The organism is Acidithiobacillus sp. 'AMD consortium', from assembly GCF_008926505.1.
GTDB lineage: Bacteria > Pseudomonadota > Gammaproteobacteria > Acidithiobacillales > Acidithiobacillaceae > Acidithiobacillus > Acidithiobacillus ferridurans.
The window spans coordinates 2,031,562-2,046,987 of record NZ_CP044411.1; the positions used below are offsets into that span (position 1 = coordinate 2,031,562).

At 51.9% G+C, this 15,426-nt stretch carries 13 protein-coding genes and 3 pseudogenes; 9 read left to right on the plus strand and 7 right to left on the minus strand.

Going from position 1 to position 15,426, the window contains the following annotated elements:
• Positions 1 to 57 precede the first annotated feature (57 nt).
• Positions 58 to 807 (minus strand): IS21-like element helper ATPase IstB, encoded by a 750-nt coding sequence (gene istB, locus F6A13_RS10380; RefSeq protein WP_049756721.1) that lies wholly within the window; start codon positions 805 to 807, stop codon positions 58 to 60.
• A gap of 191 nt (positions 808 to 998) precedes the next feature.
• On the opposite strand from istB, the gene F6A13_RS10390 reads away from it, so the two are divergent.
• The 4 genes from F6A13_RS10390 (at position 999) to F6A13_RS10405 (ending at position 3,373) form a co-directional block, all read left to right on the plus strand.
• Positions 999 to 1,280, plus strand: a complete 282-nt coding sequence (locus F6A13_RS10390) for a BrnT family toxin (protein ID WP_012537180.1) — start codon at positions 999 to 1,001, stop codon at positions 1,278 to 1,280.
• Positions 1,277 to 1,519, plus strand: coding sequence for a BrnA antitoxin family protein (locus F6A13_RS10395; protein ID WP_009567395.1), 243 nt, complete (start codon positions 1,277 to 1,279; stop codon positions 1,517 to 1,519). Before F6A13_RS10390 ends, F6A13_RS10395 begins: the two co-directional genes overlap by 4 nt.
• 207 nt (positions 1,520 to 1,726) lie before the next feature.
• Positions 1,727 to 2,485, plus strand: a complete 759-nt coding sequence (locus F6A13_RS10400; protein ID WP_012537181.1) for a helix-turn-helix domain-containing protein — start codon at positions 1,727 to 1,729, stop codon at positions 2,483 to 2,485.
• A 90-nt stretch (positions 2,486 to 2,575) separates the two neighbouring features.
• Entirely contained in the window at positions 2,576 to 3,373 is a 798-nt protein-coding gene (locus F6A13_RS10405) for a DUF6615 family protein (protein WP_009567396.1), read from the plus strand.
• A gap of 671 nt (positions 3,374 to 4,044) precedes the next feature.
• On the opposite strand, the gene F6A13_RS10410 is transcribed toward F6A13_RS10405, so the two are convergent.
• Positions 4,045 to 5,520 carry a plasmid recombination protein gene (locus tag F6A13_RS10410; protein WP_012607413.1) on the minus strand — a complete coding sequence of 492 codons (1,476 nt, stop codon included), beginning with the start codon at positions 5,518 to 5,520 and terminating at the stop codon, positions 4,045 to 4,047.
• A 682-nt stretch (positions 5,521 to 6,202) separates the two neighbouring features.
• Positions 6,203 to 7,081 (minus strand): RNA polymerase sigma factor RpoD/SigA, encoded by an 879-nt coding sequence (locus F6A13_RS10415; RefSeq protein WP_225487181.1) that lies wholly within the window; start codon positions 7,079 to 7,081, stop codon positions 6,203 to 6,205.
• 606 nt (positions 7,082 to 7,687) lie between these two features.
• Here F6A13_RS10415 and F6A13_RS10420 point away from each other — a divergent pair.
• On the plus strand, positions 7,688 to 8,161 hold the full coding sequence (locus F6A13_RS10420; protein ID WP_070807700.1) for a MarR family winged helix-turn-helix transcriptional regulator: 474 nt from the start codon (positions 7,688 to 7,690) through the stop codon (positions 8,159 to 8,161).
• On the plus strand, positions 8,161 to 8,607 hold the full coding sequence (locus tag F6A13_RS10425; protein ID WP_054608622.1) for a hypothetical protein: 447 nt from the start codon (positions 8,161 to 8,163) through the stop codon (positions 8,605 to 8,607). Before F6A13_RS10420 ends, F6A13_RS10425 begins: the two co-directional genes overlap by 1 nt.
• 127 nt (positions 8,608 to 8,734) lie before the next feature.
• On the opposite strand, the gene F6A13_RS10430 is transcribed toward F6A13_RS10425, so the two are convergent.
• On the minus strand, positions 8,735 to 9,277 hold the full coding sequence (locus F6A13_RS10430) for an RBBP9/YdeN family alpha/beta hydrolase (RefSeq protein WP_074874199.1): 543 nt from the start codon (positions 9,275 to 9,277) through the stop codon (positions 8,735 to 8,737).
• Positions 9,278 to 9,577: 300 nt separating this feature from the next.
• Between F6A13_RS10430 and F6A13_RS10435 the strand changes: the two genes are divergently transcribed.
• Both F6A13_RS10435 and F6A13_RS10440 read left to right on the plus strand, forming a co-directional pair.
• The gene (locus F6A13_RS10435) at positions 9,578 to 10,192 is read left to right on the plus strand and encodes a TetR/AcrR family transcriptional regulator (RefSeq protein WP_151528199.1); all 615 of its coding nucleotides are present in this window, start codon (positions 9,578 to 9,580) and stop codon (positions 10,190 to 10,192) included.
• Between the two features lie 14 nt (positions 10,193 to 10,206).
• Positions 10,207 to 11,328 carry a methyltransferase gene (locus tag F6A13_RS10440; protein ID WP_151528200.1) on the plus strand — a complete coding sequence of 374 codons (1,122 nt, stop codon included), beginning with the start codon at positions 10,207 to 10,209 and terminating at the stop codon, positions 11,326 to 11,328.
• Positions 11,329 to 11,482: 154 nt separating this feature from the next.
• Here the strand turns inward: F6A13_RS10440 and F6A13_RS10445 are convergent.
• Positions 11,483 to 12,244: pseudogene (locus F6A13_RS10445) on the minus strand (beta-ketoacyl-ACP synthase II); the annotation flags it as partial.
• A 35-nt stretch (positions 12,245 to 12,279) separates the two neighbouring features.
• Positions 12,280 to 12,573 (minus strand): annotated as a pseudogene (locus F6A13_RS10450) (isochorismate lyase); the annotation flags it as partial.
• A 144-nt stretch (positions 12,574 to 12,717) separates the two neighbouring features.
• Here F6A13_RS10450 and F6A13_RS10455 point away from each other — a divergent pair.
• Positions 12,718 to 12,903, plus strand: a pseudogene (locus tag F6A13_RS10455) (ATP-binding protein); the annotation flags it as partial.
• A gap of 315 nt (positions 12,904 to 13,218) precedes the next feature.
• Here F6A13_RS10455 and F6A13_RS10460 read toward each other — a convergent pair.
• A complete protein-coding gene (locus tag F6A13_RS10460; protein WP_151528203.1) occupies positions 13,219 to 15,420 on the minus strand; it encodes an EAL domain-containing protein in 2,202 nt (733 codons plus the stop codon).
• Positions 15,421 to 15,426 lie beyond the last annotated feature (6 nt).

The following is a 15,426-nucleotide window of genomic DNA, read 5'->3' on the forward strand; positions in this document are numbered from 1 at the left end:
CGATGTGCGGCGTAATGGCGCCATTTCAAAGTGCCTGAAATGGGGTCTCGAACGGTGTTAAGAATGGGTGTTTTTGGCTCCTTTCGCAATGGTGTTTTTCGGGGATTCCGGGAGCGGTCGTGGGGCGCGAAAACTATCGCCTTCCAGGATCAGTCGATAGGCGCCGTGGCGTAGCCGATCCAGGGTGGCCACTCCGAGCATGCGGTTGGCCGGGAAGACGTCCCCCCACTCGGCGAAGTCGAGATTGCTGGTCAGCATGGTGGAGACTCGCTCATAGCGTTCGGCGATGAGATCGTGGAAGTCCTCATCATGGGGCGGGCGCATGGGTTTGAGGCCGAAGTCGTCGATGATCAGTAGCGTCACTTTGGCGAGTTGGCGGAAGCGCCGGTCAAAGCCACCGGTGGCCCGCGCTGCATGCAGGGAGCCCACCAGATCACCTTGGGTGATAAAGAGCACGTCCATCCCCTGGCGAATGGCACAATGCCCCAGCGCCTGGGCGAGATGGCTCTTGCCGGTGCCACAGGGCCCGACGATCAGGACAGGTGCCTGCTCCTGCAGGTAGCGACCCGTAGCCAGATCATGCACCAGAGAGCGGTTCAGGTTCGGTAACCGGTCAAAGGCGAAGTCTTCCAGGGTTTTGTGATTCCGGAAGTGGGCCTGACGCAGGAGGGTGTCGAATTTCCGTTGGTCCCGGCGGGCCACTTCATCCTGCAGGAGCATGGCGAGGAACTCGGTATAGGCCAGTTGGCCATCGACAGCTTGCCGGTTGCGGGCCTCCAGGGAAGCCAGGATGCCGGACAGGCGCAGGGCGCGGAGGTTACTGCTCCATCATTCCGTCCGCCTATCTCCATGTCCAACAATCTGTTATGCAAGCACGTTCCCGGAAATTGTCCGGCATGGCCGACTAAGGATCGTTTGACGGACACCAACCCGAGTGCCAAAGGTGGTGGACGCACACAACGGCTTTTCTTTGGTGTACACTTGTGCAATCATGAGGCATGAGATTCACCTGGAACGACAAAAAGCGGCAAACCAACCTGCGCGATCATCGCGTGGACTTTGCCGATGCCGTCGGGGTCTTTTTTGATGACTGCGCCCTGACCACGGAGGATGTGGATGCCGAAGGTGAGCAGCGTCTGGTGACGATGGGGCGGGACTTCTTGGATCGAGTACTGATCGTGGTGTACACCGAGCGCGGTGGAGATGAAATACGCCTCATATCCGCCCGTAAAGCCAGCCCAGGAGAACGCAAAGCATATGCAGGAGGTGCGAACCCATGAAAGCAGAGTATGATTTCAGCCAGGCCCGGCGGGGTGCCGTCGCCGTAGAGCAGGGAAAGACCCGCGTGACCATCCGCTTGGATAACGACGTGTTGGACTGGTACAGAAAGCAGGCGCAAGAACATGGCGGCAATTATCAGACCGCGATCAACGCCGCCTTACGGGAACAGATGACCGCGCAGGATGGGGCACTAGAACGAGTGCTACGAAGGGTTATCCGTAAAGAAATGCTGGTATGATCGTAATGTCTCAAAATAGCCCTCAACCGGCAGGCGGAGAACCCCGCAAAACAGGGCCATCCGCCCAGCGGGGATCAGCGCCCATCAGACAGAAGGATGCATTCTGTCTCATCTACAACCGACAGGAAAATCATCGCATGATATATGGCATATCTCCTTGTTACATGGCACCGACAGTGCCGTCGAATTTACGTTAGATTTTTCATCATGGCACTCACAAAAAAACAGCACGAAGCATTTGCCAAATTCTTTGAAAGCCCAACACGGAGCGCTCTTAGAGATTTGCTCAAAGGCAACATTGGCGAGACAGACTACCTAGATTTCAAGGAGACATGGCCTGAGCCAGTGAAGCTGGCAAAGCACATATTGGCTATGGCAAATAGCGGTGGGGGAGCAATTGTTGTCGGCGTAAAGCAATCCGAGGATAACGCCGTCGAAGCTATAGGACTTGAGAAATTGGAGGACAAATCAGACATAAGTAAAAAGATTGCCTCCTACCTTCCTAGCGAGATCGCTCTGGAAATCCTCGATTTCACTTACACCGAATCTGAATATGAAAAGATACGAGGAAAGTCATTTCAGGTTATGCTAGTTGAATACAACCCAAAAATTGTTCCTCTGCTACCGAAGAAGGAAGGGGATGGAATAAGACGAAATGCCGTTTATATCAGAAAGGGCACTAACACGGAGGAGGCCAACTATGAAGACTTACAGGAGCTAATTAACAAGCGCCTGGAAACTGGATACTCGACCCAAAAGAGCTTCGAACTTTACAAACACTTGGATCAACTAAAAGTTCTAGATATAAATCAGCCAAGGAACAAGTCAAGGAAAGGCCGATTTTTCGGGGACATGCGAACTTTGGGGGATATATTTGGCCCACACAACAGTTTAGAGTACGACAAGTTTTTAGAGGGGCTGTATGAGAAAAAGAAAAAAATCATCGAGCGCGAAATTGGGTTGTAAATCTAACATGGCGCTCAACTTCGGTCGCTGGGCGCTGCGCGATAAAGCCGCGCAGCGCCAGTTAGCTCTACGTTATATCGGTATCCAATAATGACGCTTTGCAAAATCTCCCAGAAGAAAGCCTCTTGGATTTGGTCCACACTCCGAAATGCACGTCGGTATAACTCAAAGATTGGTGAAGAGTCCATTACGGATTTCTTTGTTCTTGAGTTGAAGAAGGCCTCGAAGGGGGCGTACTTTATCGACTCATTTACCCGCCCAAAGGAAAAGATCACGGGTGCAGATTGGGAGCTTTGGTTCACAGGGCCAACGAAAAAATGGATTGGTCTTCGCGTGCAGGCGAAAGTCATTTCGATCAACGGAAAGCGATATGCCCAATTACACTACAAGAGAAAAGATGGTACTTACCAAATTGATCAATTGGTAGCCGATGCAAAGAAACATAAAGCCATCCCTCTTTACTGCCTGTATTCCTATTGGCGCAGTACGGAAGCCGGCAAGATCAATTGGCCATGTGTGACGATAAAGCGAAATTCGAGACTATTTGGTGCCAGCATTTTATCCATCAGCAGCGTGAAAAAACTGAAGTCCTCGAAAGACGACACGCTCAAAAGTGTGGCAAAAAACATCAATCCGTTGCATTGTCTTTTTTGCTGCCAGGGCTACGCCCAAGGTGATCTTCCAACCCGTGCGTATGCATTCCTAAGAGCAAGAGACTATCTCGACATAGATGCCCAGTTGCTGCTCGACGATCCGCCTGAATATGTAACTAAGATGCTTGATAGCTTATCCGGAGAAAGTCTAATTTGGGCCAAAGACGAAAATCTTTCTAGAGTAACGATCATCCGAGAGGAATTAGAGGGTCCCATTGTCATTTCAAGTAGGTAGGCTGATATCCAGATTGCCACAGATCAGATAAGCCATGTTTTGGTCCCTTCAAACCCCTTTTTTGAAGGGACCAAAACATGTTAATCTGACATAATCAAAAATGGGTACAGAAGCGAGTCGTTTACATGACCAAGTTCGCGTTTAAAACGGATGCCAAATACTGGGCCGCATTTGTCTGGTTTTTGGAGAATGCATCCATCAATGATTTGTGAGATGCAGTAGAATCAGATCTCCCTGGGATTTATCAGGCAACCATCCAAAAAAACCTTCGTGCGCAGTACGAAATCTACGCGAAAGGTGAAAGTTGTCCTTAGAATTAGGCGATATAATGAGACAGATTGGCAATATAAATGAGTTTCATGGTCGGGATTCATCGCGTTAATGGACGAGTTGTCGTGCTAATCTGCGCTTTTTCCAATCGCCTGCTCTGCAACAGCAAACAGTTGTTCCTGTTGCAAGTCTCCTGCCAACGCTACACCTTTTAGTGGTTTTGTGTGAAACGCCTATTTCGTAGACCATCGGATTACTAATCCGGGGGTCTGAAATGACAAAACCAGCAAATACCAGCATTGCAGCGCGGGGTGTGGCGTGGTTTTCGGGGAGTCGCCCAAATATCGCCCAGCCAACCTCAAAAAACGCTATTCCGTTATACGGTAACGGCCTGCACCGCCTTAGTACCCCGGCGTATCGCCGCGTCCCTGCCCCGTCATGATAAGCCGCTGTTCCGCCAACGCCTTCCGAAAACTCGCCATCGAGGAGGCCGATTCAACGGCTCTCAAGGTTTTGCCGCGATTCATAGACGCATTTTCGATACCCAGTATATGGCCCACATGGGTGCCGATGGTTTCCAGTCTCAGCTTGAGCTTTCGGTTTTCATCCAGCACCGAAGCATAGTTATCCAGCCGTTGTTCGCGTGTTTTCAAGGCGGCATCCCATTCCAGTAAACTGCTTTCCTTGTGCTGGACCTGGGCTTCCCGCTCTTTCACGTTCTCCTCACGCCTGGTCACGTTTTCATGGGCTTCCCGGATGGCGTTCCGCCCCATTTGCACCGCTTTGTCCCGAATATATTCGGCTACCTGTGCGTGGTAAGCATCCACGGCCTCCTGGGATAGAATCCTGTTTCTGGTCATCGGGATGATCTTCCCCTCCAGCACGGGCATGGCATCCCGCACCTGTGCCGTGACGGCTTTTTTCTGCTGGCTCTGGGCATCCAGCAGCGCCACCTCCTGCCGTTTTTTCGCAATGCCAGCATCCAGTTTTTCAAGGGCTTCACGATTGGCCGCAATGTCAACATCAAGCTTGTTTTTTTCATCATCAAGCTGACGCTGTTTTTCCTCCGCATCCTCTGCACGTTTTTTGTAAACTTCCAAGCGTTTTTTAACTTTTTCTTCATCGCCTTTCTTTTGCTCAAGATCAATTTGCGCTTGTTCAGCCAAACGGATATTTTTTAAGTACCGATCCAACGCTTCCTCTGCTTCAATTTCAATTTGCTTGCGCCGTTCCTCAACCTTGGCAATGTCGGCAGGAAGCGTTTCATGAAGCTGCTTTACTGATCGATGTATCCAGTTAGCGGGTTCTTCACCGTCTGCGATTCTCTTTTTTTTGCTCTTGCCTCTGGTGATACCCAAGTCGGACACTTCATTCCCGGCCACATCCTGCAACATCCGCAGATCAACGGCAGCCAAATTCATGGGGATTTCATGGCCCGTCTCTTGGTCATGCTTATAGCTTCTCAACATAAAATGAGCATGCGGTGCGGATTCATCACGATGCACAACCAGACTAATCAATTCACGATCGGCCAGCTTTGCAGTGCGTTCTGCGATCTTACGGAAAACTGCATTTTGTTTCTCTGGCGTCATGTCATTAATGATGGATTGCGCTTCTGTTCCAAATGTCACAATGCCAGAAAGCGCCAATCTTCCATCCTTGCGGAACCCACGCTGCTTCGCTTTTTTTCGATGCCGGATGATTTCTTGCTGGAGATGATCCGCAGATGGGCCTGCTATCAAAATGGAATTTTTATCGCTTCTATCTTTGTCCACGTACTTAGGAATGCGCTTTGCGTCGCGCATGTCATGCTGCTGCTGGCCGCCATAGGTCACACTATTCAAATGCTCCAGTCGCACACTAATCGTCATCGTCATGGTTCTATCCTCATGCATCGCGTGGGGGTTTCAAAAGGGGCCGCCCCTTTGCCTACTGCTTAATCGCCAGATTAAGCTTAATAGATTAAGGTTAGTCTCGACCTCTAACCACGCAAAACATGATACGCGCCGATAACCGACATCCGAAACACAGGCTGCAATGGCGCCAAAATGTCACCATCATGTCCCCATGCATGCTCCGACCCGACCCATGGCCACCATGGGGTCAGCTCACGAAACAGAAAAATCGTTTTGCTGGCAGGCGCAATAAGGTCTCCCCGTTTATGGGGGGATCATGGCCGCCGTCTGGATGGGTGGGGCGTCCCTTGTGGGTTTCGGATGGGTACCGTAGGATGGGAAGCAATCAGGCAGAAGCTCTTGCGTGCCTCCAGCCGCGGGAGTTTAACCAAGCCCTTACCCGGAAGGGCACTGCCGATCAGCCCGGACAGGCCCACCTTAACGTGGGCCTTTTTAGTCCATCGCGGCCAGACACATCCACCCACAGTAACCGCCACGCCAAGGCCCCCATTTTGCCCTACAGCGCACGCAAAGGGGGTAGGGGATAGTTCTCTGTACCCCCAAGCGCCAGAAACGCGATTTACGCGCCCGCAATGCCTATTCAGCCGCTACGGCGCCGCACGGACTCCGAAGCAGTGCCCGCTTGCCACGCCTCCTGAGTGGTTTACTGTAACTCCGTAGCCTGACGCAGCAGATTCAAGGCCTCCTCCTGTAGCTGTCTGACCCGTTCGTGGCTTACACCCAACTCTTTGCCGATGGCGGAAAATGCCTCCCCGTCCTGACCGTCCATGCCGAAACGGCGGATCAGGACGGTACGATGTCGCACGTCCAGACGCAGGAGGGCTCGCTGAATCTGTCTCTGGACGTCCTGTTCCTCCAGGGAGGTCTCCAGGCCCGCCTGATCGGCATCCACCAACGTCTGAGCCAAAGATGGGCTGCCCTCCCACCGGGAGGGCGCATCCAGACTGACCACATGGCGGTCCTGCTGGAGACAGTCTTTTACATGGGCAACGGACTTGCCCATGACCTGCACCACTTCCTCTACGCGAGGGTCGCCCTGCATCGTTTGTGCGATCTGCCGGGAACTGCGCAGCACCGCGCTGAGATTTTTGATCACATGGATCGGTAAACGTACTATCCGCGACTGGTTCATGATGCCGCGATCTATATTCTGGCGAATCCACCAGGTGGCATAGGTGGAAAACCGAAATCCCCGCGCCGGATCAAATAATTCCGCAGCACGGAGCAATCCGAGATTCCGCTCTTCGATGAGATCGAGGAGCGGAAGGGCGTGCCGCTGCTGATAACGTCTTGCCATGCGGACGACGAGACGGAGGTTGCATTCCACCAGGCGATTGCGTGCCGAAATATCCCCCTGTTGTATCTTGAGGCCCAGGGAGATCTCCTCCTCCGCCGTGAGCAGGGGATTATGGCCGATTTCCTGCAGATAGAGCCTTATGGCATCAACATGATCGGGAGGCCCGGCTTCCCAGGCAAGGTCGGCTGTTGAGTCGAATTCCGGTGTTTCGGGCCAAGACGCCAAGTAACACTTCCAACCTTTTGCCTCAAACCTCATGCGTACAACCATCTAACTATCATACTCATTGGTTTCAAATAAGATTCTCCGCGGAAGGTTTATATCGATATCACCATTGATCAGGGTATCACACTCGAGAAATAGTTCATTGCGTGTTTATCGGGTTGTCATACCCACTAGATGTGGTAGTAGGTCATCACTTCGCGGCACGGCACGAAGCCCGGCATAGTAATCAACAAGACGATGGCACGATTCATTGATTCGAATGACTGCTTCCAGTCTGGTTACCGCCCACCACTTCTCCGCAATCTACCGCTTTCCTTTGCCCATCGGCAAGCACCTTCATCGCTCCTCGTCCCCACAGGATCAGGTGGCGATACATATTCCAGGTTGTTCAAGCCGTCTTGCCGTTGCCATGGCCATGCCTCCTACTGGCATGAAGTGGTAAGAAAAACATAGTGCAATTCAAGCGGCCAAACCACCGCCCGCTACGCGATCGGCATCGGGATGCCGCTTTGACAGACCGTGCCGCTGCATTGCCGCGTAATTATTGACAACCAGTTTCCTTAAGTGGAAACTAGTTGTCACTGTATGGGCGACCGTAAGATCCTTATGAACATTCAACCAAACCCAAAAGCGGCCATCTTGACCGAGATCATGCTGGCAGTATTTCGCCTGCAGGGCCGTCTGCTGAAGAAGGGCGATGAACTGGTCAAACCCCTCAATCTCACGAGCGCCAAGTGGCAAGTGGTAGGCGCCGTTGCGCTCGCCGGGAAACCACTCTCCGCACCTCAAATTGCCGAGGCTATGGGGATCACCCGCCAAGGGGCGCAGAAACAGCTCAACAAAATGGAAAAGGATGGCTTTTTCGAGCGATACCCGAATCCATACCACCAGAGATCCCCCCTCTATGCTCTGACCGATCTGGGCATCCGTTCCTTTTCTGATGCGATGGCCCTGGAGACGGTCTGGGCTGACGGTCTTGTTACCGACCTTTCCCTGCAACACCTCCATGAGACCCTGCAAACCCTGAATGTCATCCACGAACAGCTTGATTCTCCAGTACCGAAGAAAGGAGACCGCTGATGAAACCCGTCTTTCATGCCCTTGCAGGGACTACAGCGATGCTTATCATCGCCAGTTTCTGGACTTCCACCCTGGTCTCGGAACTTTTTATGGACCATGCCGCCGTCGCCGATGTCAAACTGGGCATTGTTTATGGCCTCTTCCTGCTAGTGCCTTGCCTTGCCGCTACCGGCGGATCCGGCTTTATGCTCGGCAAGTCACGCAAGGAGCGGCTCTTGGAACAGAAAAAGAAACGTATGCTCATCATCGCCGCTAATGGCTTGTTCGTGATGATTCCATCGGCACTCTTTCTTAACTACAGGGCTGCTGCCGGAGAGTTCGACGTATCATTCTACGCTGTGCAATTGGTGGAATTAGTCGTTGGTGCCGTGCAACTCACTCTGATGGGTATGAATTTTCGTGACGGGCTCAGGCTCGCCGCCAAGCAAGACGCATCAACCTCCTGACATTCAAGTTTTAATAACTTATTGAGTTGATAAAAAATTAAATCATGCACCAGAAACCTGCCTTGCAATAATCTTCACGCTCTTGGCTCGGGTTACCACGGCAGGAATTGCAATCCGACTGCCGCTCTCATCGCCCAGCCATCTCCTGAAACAAAGAAAAGCCCTCACTCCACGGACCAAGCCCGCTGTAGGCATTGATGTGACCTGCGGCGCCGATATTGACTAGGCGGCCGCCCCAAGCCGCCGCGCACTGCGTAGCAAATTCAACGCTCCCATAAGGATCGTCGGCACTTGTAACGACTATGCTCGGGAACCTCAGGGGCTGTAACGGAAAAGGTGAGAAACCGGTGGCTTTTTTCGGGAAATTGGGGCCAAACGGATCTGGCGGCGCCACTAATAGTGCACCCTTGATAGATAGCTTGGTACGGGACGCCCATTGCGCCACAAGAAGACAGCCCAAGCTATGTGCTACCAGAACAACTTTGGTACTATGATTACCCGTCTGTCGCACCGCATCTTCTAGAACATTCACCCATTCCTCACAAACCGGCCGTTCCCAGTCGCGCTGCTCTACTCGCAAGAATGATGAGTTGGCCCTTTCCCAAAGGCTCTGCCAATGTTCAGAACTTGAGTTGCCAATTCCAGGAAGAATAAGGGCGCGCGTGCTCATTGAATGTCCATGAAATCCCGATAGCGCAGACGATTTTTATTGCCGTTCATACTATCACCATCACGCATGACTAGATAGTAGTATCAGCAGGTTGGCTTCTGTTCCCTCTGGCAGACTGCCTTCCAGTGCCAACCTGGCGACCATAGGGTTTTTAAATCGCCAACGGCAGCTATAAGGCTGTTACTACCGTTCGCTCCACTATATCGTTCAATCACACCCCCGATCTTGATTAACGAAACTATGCCGGTACTCATCACCTTGAGTGCTAAACTGTTTTCAACGAAATCAGGGAAGCCGATCATGGGCAATCTCGACACGCCAGCGACAGTAAGGGGGCGTCTTGTAAAGGCGGCATTGGATTGTTTTCTTGCTGACGATTACCACCGAGTCACAACCCGGCTGATCGCTGAAAAGGCTGGTGCCAATATCTCAATGATCCGCTACTACTTTGGTAACAAGGAGGGGCTCTACGAGGAAATGATCCGCGAGACCCTGAAACCAATGTTAGATGTGCTCGACGGCCCGATGTTGGCGTCGGTCACAGGATTCACCGATTTCCTGCGTCTGTATTACGACACTATGACCGCCCAGCCAGAGTTTCCAAGACTCATCCTCAAAGTGCTTGCTCTCAACCACGGTCCGGGGCGACATTTTATCCAACAATTACTGGAGCGTGGACGTACGCGAGGTGCCAGCAGGGTGTCTGACCTAAAATCCCAAGGGCAGATCGCTTCCGGCATCGACCCCGACATTCTCCGATTGGCTTTCGTTAGTCTGGCCATGACGCCTATCCTTCTGAAGGACATCTTCGAAGAACAGGTGGGTCACCCGATGGACACCACGTTTCTGGAAAAATTGGCCGATTTTAATGGGCACCTATTCTCGGCGGGATTAAAGCCGGTCACTTCGAAATAGCAGGAGGGCGATCCATGTCGTATCAAATGAACTCAGGCACCGTGCGGCGTTTTGCCAAAATCATGAAGTTTGGTGCATGGCTGCAAGCGATTCCCAACAAGCTGACCCCTCCGCCATTTAGGCTGATGCAGATCGGCTCGGCTTTCTGGCAGTCCCGTGCGCTCTATGTTGCTGCACGGTTAGATATCGCCACCATATTAGGGGACGAGGCGCTCGACGCAGGTGTGATTGCGGTTCGCGTTGCTGCCAATGCGGACGCCACAGGGCGTTTGCTGCGGCTGCTTGCTGCGATAGGGGTCTTCTTGGAGACTGCGCCGCAAGTATTCCGGAACAACAAAATATCCGCCTTCCTGCGCACGGACCATCCGAACAGCGTACGGGCCATGATCCTGATGCACAATTCCGATGCCATGAGCCGACCTTGGTTTGAGTGTCTCGAACAGGGTGTGCGGGGAGGTGTGCCGCCCTTTCAGCTTTCACACGGCGAGGAACTGTTTGCCTACTTGGACCACCATGCCGATTTTGATTCCCTGTTTTCTGCGGCAATGGATAGTGTCGAAGCATTGACCGGTGACAGCTTCGCCACCGATTTCAACTGGGGTAAATTTGAACGGGTCATTGACGTCGGCGGTTCCCGTGGCACGAAATCACTTGCTATTTTGAAACGACACCCTGGCTTAACCGCTCTCGTTGTTGATCGCCCCCAAGTCATCATAGAGGCTGAGATTTACTGGGCAAACCATGACTCAAGCGGCGCGGAACGACTGCAATTCCAAGCCGGAGATCTGTTGGACTCGATTCCATCCGCACGGAGCGAAAAAGATATTTATCTTCTCTCCGCCGTGCTACATGGCTTCGATAACGATAGCTGCATCACCATTCTGCGCAATCTTGCGAATGCCTGTGGTAGGACCGGCGCTCGTATTGCATTATTGGAAATGGTGCTGCCGGAGGTTGGTGCGGATATCGCTGGCGCATCGTTCGATATGCAGATGTTCGTGGGTTCACGAGGGCGCGAACGCACGTTGAAGGAATGGACATCGCTGTTTGAGCTCGCCAACATAACGCTCGAAGAGGTGGTCGGGTTGCAGTCGTTCGGAAATATCCTCGTCTTGCACCCGAAGAGATTAGCCTGAATGGCTGCAAACAGCAAGACGATATGATTGTTTGTATACGAAACTTATCCGCCACTGATGATCGGATATTTGTTATCGTGAACTGTCGGTGGATGAGCGCGAGAAGCACGAATACACCGACCAAAATTCCCGGAAGAAGACTGGTCATCGTTCATCATCCCCATCGTAAACCGCGGAATGTCAGTGTTCCGTTGGTCCCGCCGAAACCGAAGGAATTGGATAGTGCGACGTCGATTTTCATTTCACGCGCACCGCTAGATACATAATCGAGATCGCACTGCGGATCCGGAGTGGTGAGATTGGCCGTGGGCGGCGCGATCTGATGGTGGATGGCAAGTGCGGTATATACAGCCTCAACACCGCCGGATGCACCCAGCAAATGCCCGGTCATCGATTTGGTCGAGCTGATTTTGTATGCGTGCTTACCAAACAAGCTCTTGAAGGCGACTGTTTCTGCGAGATCGCCTAACTGTGTCGATGTGCCGTGTGCATTGACATATTGCACATCATTCGAATTTACCCCAGCGTTACGTAGTGCGTTGCGCATACACCGCATGGCTCCATTGCCGTTCTCTGATGGACTCGTTATATGATAGGCATCGCCACTCATGCCAAAGCCAACCAATTCGGCGTAGATACTGGCACCGCGTCGACGCGCATGTTCAAGTTTCTCCAATACGAGTACGCCAGCGCCTTCACCAAGCACAAAGCCGTCACGATCCATGTCCCACGGACGACTCGCGCTTTCCGGGCTGTCGTTACGCGTAGACAATGCCTTGGCATTGCCAAATCCAGCCATGCTACTTGGTGTAATCGGAGCCTCCGCCCCGCCAGCCACCATAACATCGGCATCACCATACTCTATGATCCGACCTGTTTCGCCGATGGCGTGCGTTGCGGTAGTACATGCAGTAGCAGGAAATTGGGCATGTGTGGAGCCTAACGATTTTGTTAGGTGTCGGACGTTCCACTACACCACATTTCCATTTCTTCTTTAATGAAATGATTAACTAAATCGCTATATAGTTTCTCGATGGCATCGGGGCTTAGCCCCTGTTCATGTGCCCAAATTCTGCGTTGTTGAAGCATGGCTTTGAACCTTTCTGGGGCACGAACAGATGATTCGCTGGCTTTAAATTTGGCCGCTGCTTGGACGTACTGAAAACGTTTTCCTATAAGCATGATGATAGTTTTATCCAAACAGTCGATTTCTGCACGGATGTCTTCCATACCGGAACAATCGACAGGCTCTTTCTTGTTTTAAATAGATGCTCGATTCCGGAAACTCCAAAAGTGCCCACGATCAATCGTAATGAGTGCCCACCATCAATCAGAATCACTGCCCACGATCAAACGGAATGGGTGCCCACGATGCCCCGGAATACGCACCTGGATGACCGTTACCAAAGCGGATCCACCCTGGTCACCAGTCAATTACCCGTCGAGCACTGGCATGACAGCATTGGCGATCCCACCTTGGCGGACGCCATTCTGGATCGCCTGATCCACAACGCCTACAGGCTGACTATCGACGGAGAATCCATGCGGAAGAAACAGCGGTTGACCCCCATCGGCCCAGTCGGCGTGACGTCCTTTTACCCGCGTCGCTACGCTCCGCCTGCCCCGGCCGAATGGCCGTGGACAGGGTGACCGGATCATCGTGAAATCAGTGGCCGGATGCCGATGGATTGAGTGGCCGGATGGCGTGGAATACGCAGACGGTATGCAGCGTAACCGGTCATTCGCATATCTGGTAGAGACGCGCTGGTGTACCTCATAAAAATCTGGACGGACAAATGGACACGGAAACGGTCTCACAGTGGGTCCATGATGTTAAGTTACTCGGGGTCCGGAAAAACATTCGTTTGGCAAACATCATCCACTGCCAACCTATAATGTATTATAAACAGCGGTCTTTAGGTTTTTTTCGCCGATATTCAGTAGGCCGAAAATATCTTCTCCATATCTTTGCATGGCCAATGATGCGATGATGGACTGGCCATATTCATCAAAAGCAGCACTTATCTGCTGTCTGTGTGCATCATTAAGTGGTAAATTTTGTAGATTCTCCTGAAGTTCTTTGTGTATGCCATCGTTGATGGTAAAATCGTTTAGTAGGTTCGGCATGTGTAGAAGAGATGAACGCACGATGCGTGTTATTTGCATCCATTTGGCAAACCAGCCATGGATGGTGTGAGGGTGCGCTGGTTCTTTTCTTTGCTGGTATTCCGAAGCCCAGCCCGCCAATTCCGTAGCCTGCATGGGTTTGGCATAGAGATAACCTTGTAAGGAAAGACCACCAATGCTGGCCAGCATGTCTGCAATGGCGTCATTCTCTACACCCTCCGCCACGCAGGCCATATTCAGGTCGTTGGCAAGATTTGCTAAAATTATGACAAAGTCGATAGTATCAGGATTTTTTTCCAGAGCACATATGAAGGACTGGTCGATCTTTATTTCGTCGATAGAGAGAGCGCGTAAACGATTAAGGGATGACTCACCGCTACCCACATCGTCCAGTGCAATACGGAATCCTGCTTTGCGCAGTAGAAGAATTTGTTCTTGGGCACTAGCCTCATCCAGGGTACCGGTTTCCAGAATCTCCAGCGTGATTTTCAGTGGCCCCGTGCCATCCAGGTGATTATGTTGCAATAAATGGTTGGTTCCCCATCTCGCGATTTTTTGCAGAAAGGCGGGATGGTGAAAGGCCTCGGGCGGCAGGTTGATGGACAAGGAAGGAGGGAAGCTTTTTTCTGCCACCCAATGTTGGGCATCTTTATGGATTTGTTGTAGACCTTTTTCAAAAAGGGAAAGCAACTGCGCACTACCGAATGCGGGCAGGAAGAAATAAGGAGAGATGAGGTGGTCGCCATCACGCAGTCGCGCCAGAGCCTCGGCTTTAACGATGCGATGAGTACCCGGATTCACCACGGGTTGATACCACATTTCCAGACCATCATTTTGCAAGAGTTCTCGGTAACGATGCCGGTCCTGCAAACTGATGGAGGGAGCAGTACGGATAACGGAGCTTTTTTCCAACGTCTCCAGGCGATCGCCAAAGTATTGTTCGAGAGATACCCAAAAGCTCTGTTGCCAAGGCGGATGAAAATACCCGGGCCATGGACTGTATAAGGCCATGAGGATTTGTGGAGCTCCAGTAGCGTTCAGGATAGGATGTATTGCCATAGACCGTAGGCCGATGGCTTGGGCTTTGGTCCGCTCCTCAGGCGATAATTCCTTCTGAATGCTATCGATATGCACGGGCTTTTCGTCCCGCCAAGCCTGCAATAATAAATTATCTGGGTCGTTCGCACACCACTCCATGATTTCTTGGGGCTGACTTTCGTGCAGAGTATTGCCGAAACCCAATTCACAACGCAGGCCGTACTTTTCTCCAATGCTAATGATTTCGACACCGGCGATTCCTGGAATTTTAACAATGCGCTGCAGTGTTTCTCGTATAATGTCTTCACGATTAATGGCTGTAGAAATGATCTGCCTAATATTTTCAAGAGTATTGGCCCGTTCATTTTCGGCCTCGGTATAGGCCATGAGTTGCCATGAGAGATCATTGCTGAGGCGTTCCATGATGATGGACTGCAACGTGACGCTGTTGGGCAATTCAGTATTGATGGTATCTTCCAGAACGGCGCGATAGACCTGAAAGGATTGGGCCAGAATATCTGCGGGCAACCCGATCCAGGTGTGGCGCAAGCCGACCTCTCTGGCCATGGACATATGCTTTTCCCGGCTGATACCCGGTGAGAGAACCTGCGTCAGGTAACGCACCTGGCTGGTCTTGAGATGGGCCATTTCGGCCTCAGAAAGGAGGCTCAGGATGTGCGCCGAAGCCTCGGTACGCATCAGGGTGTCGTAAAAGTTCGCAACCACCGCCTCGCTGTAGCTACACAGTTGATCCTGCACGGCGTTGAGCCAGACATCAACACGATCGTAAGGGTCGATCCTGTTGAGTCGCCTGCGGGTACTTCCCACCACATCGACTTCTGCGGAGATGCTCAGTTCCTCCGCCGCCTTGTTATCGGAAGTGAGTACCGACTCTTGGCCGTCATCTTCACGTTCATGTTGGTCCATTATTCC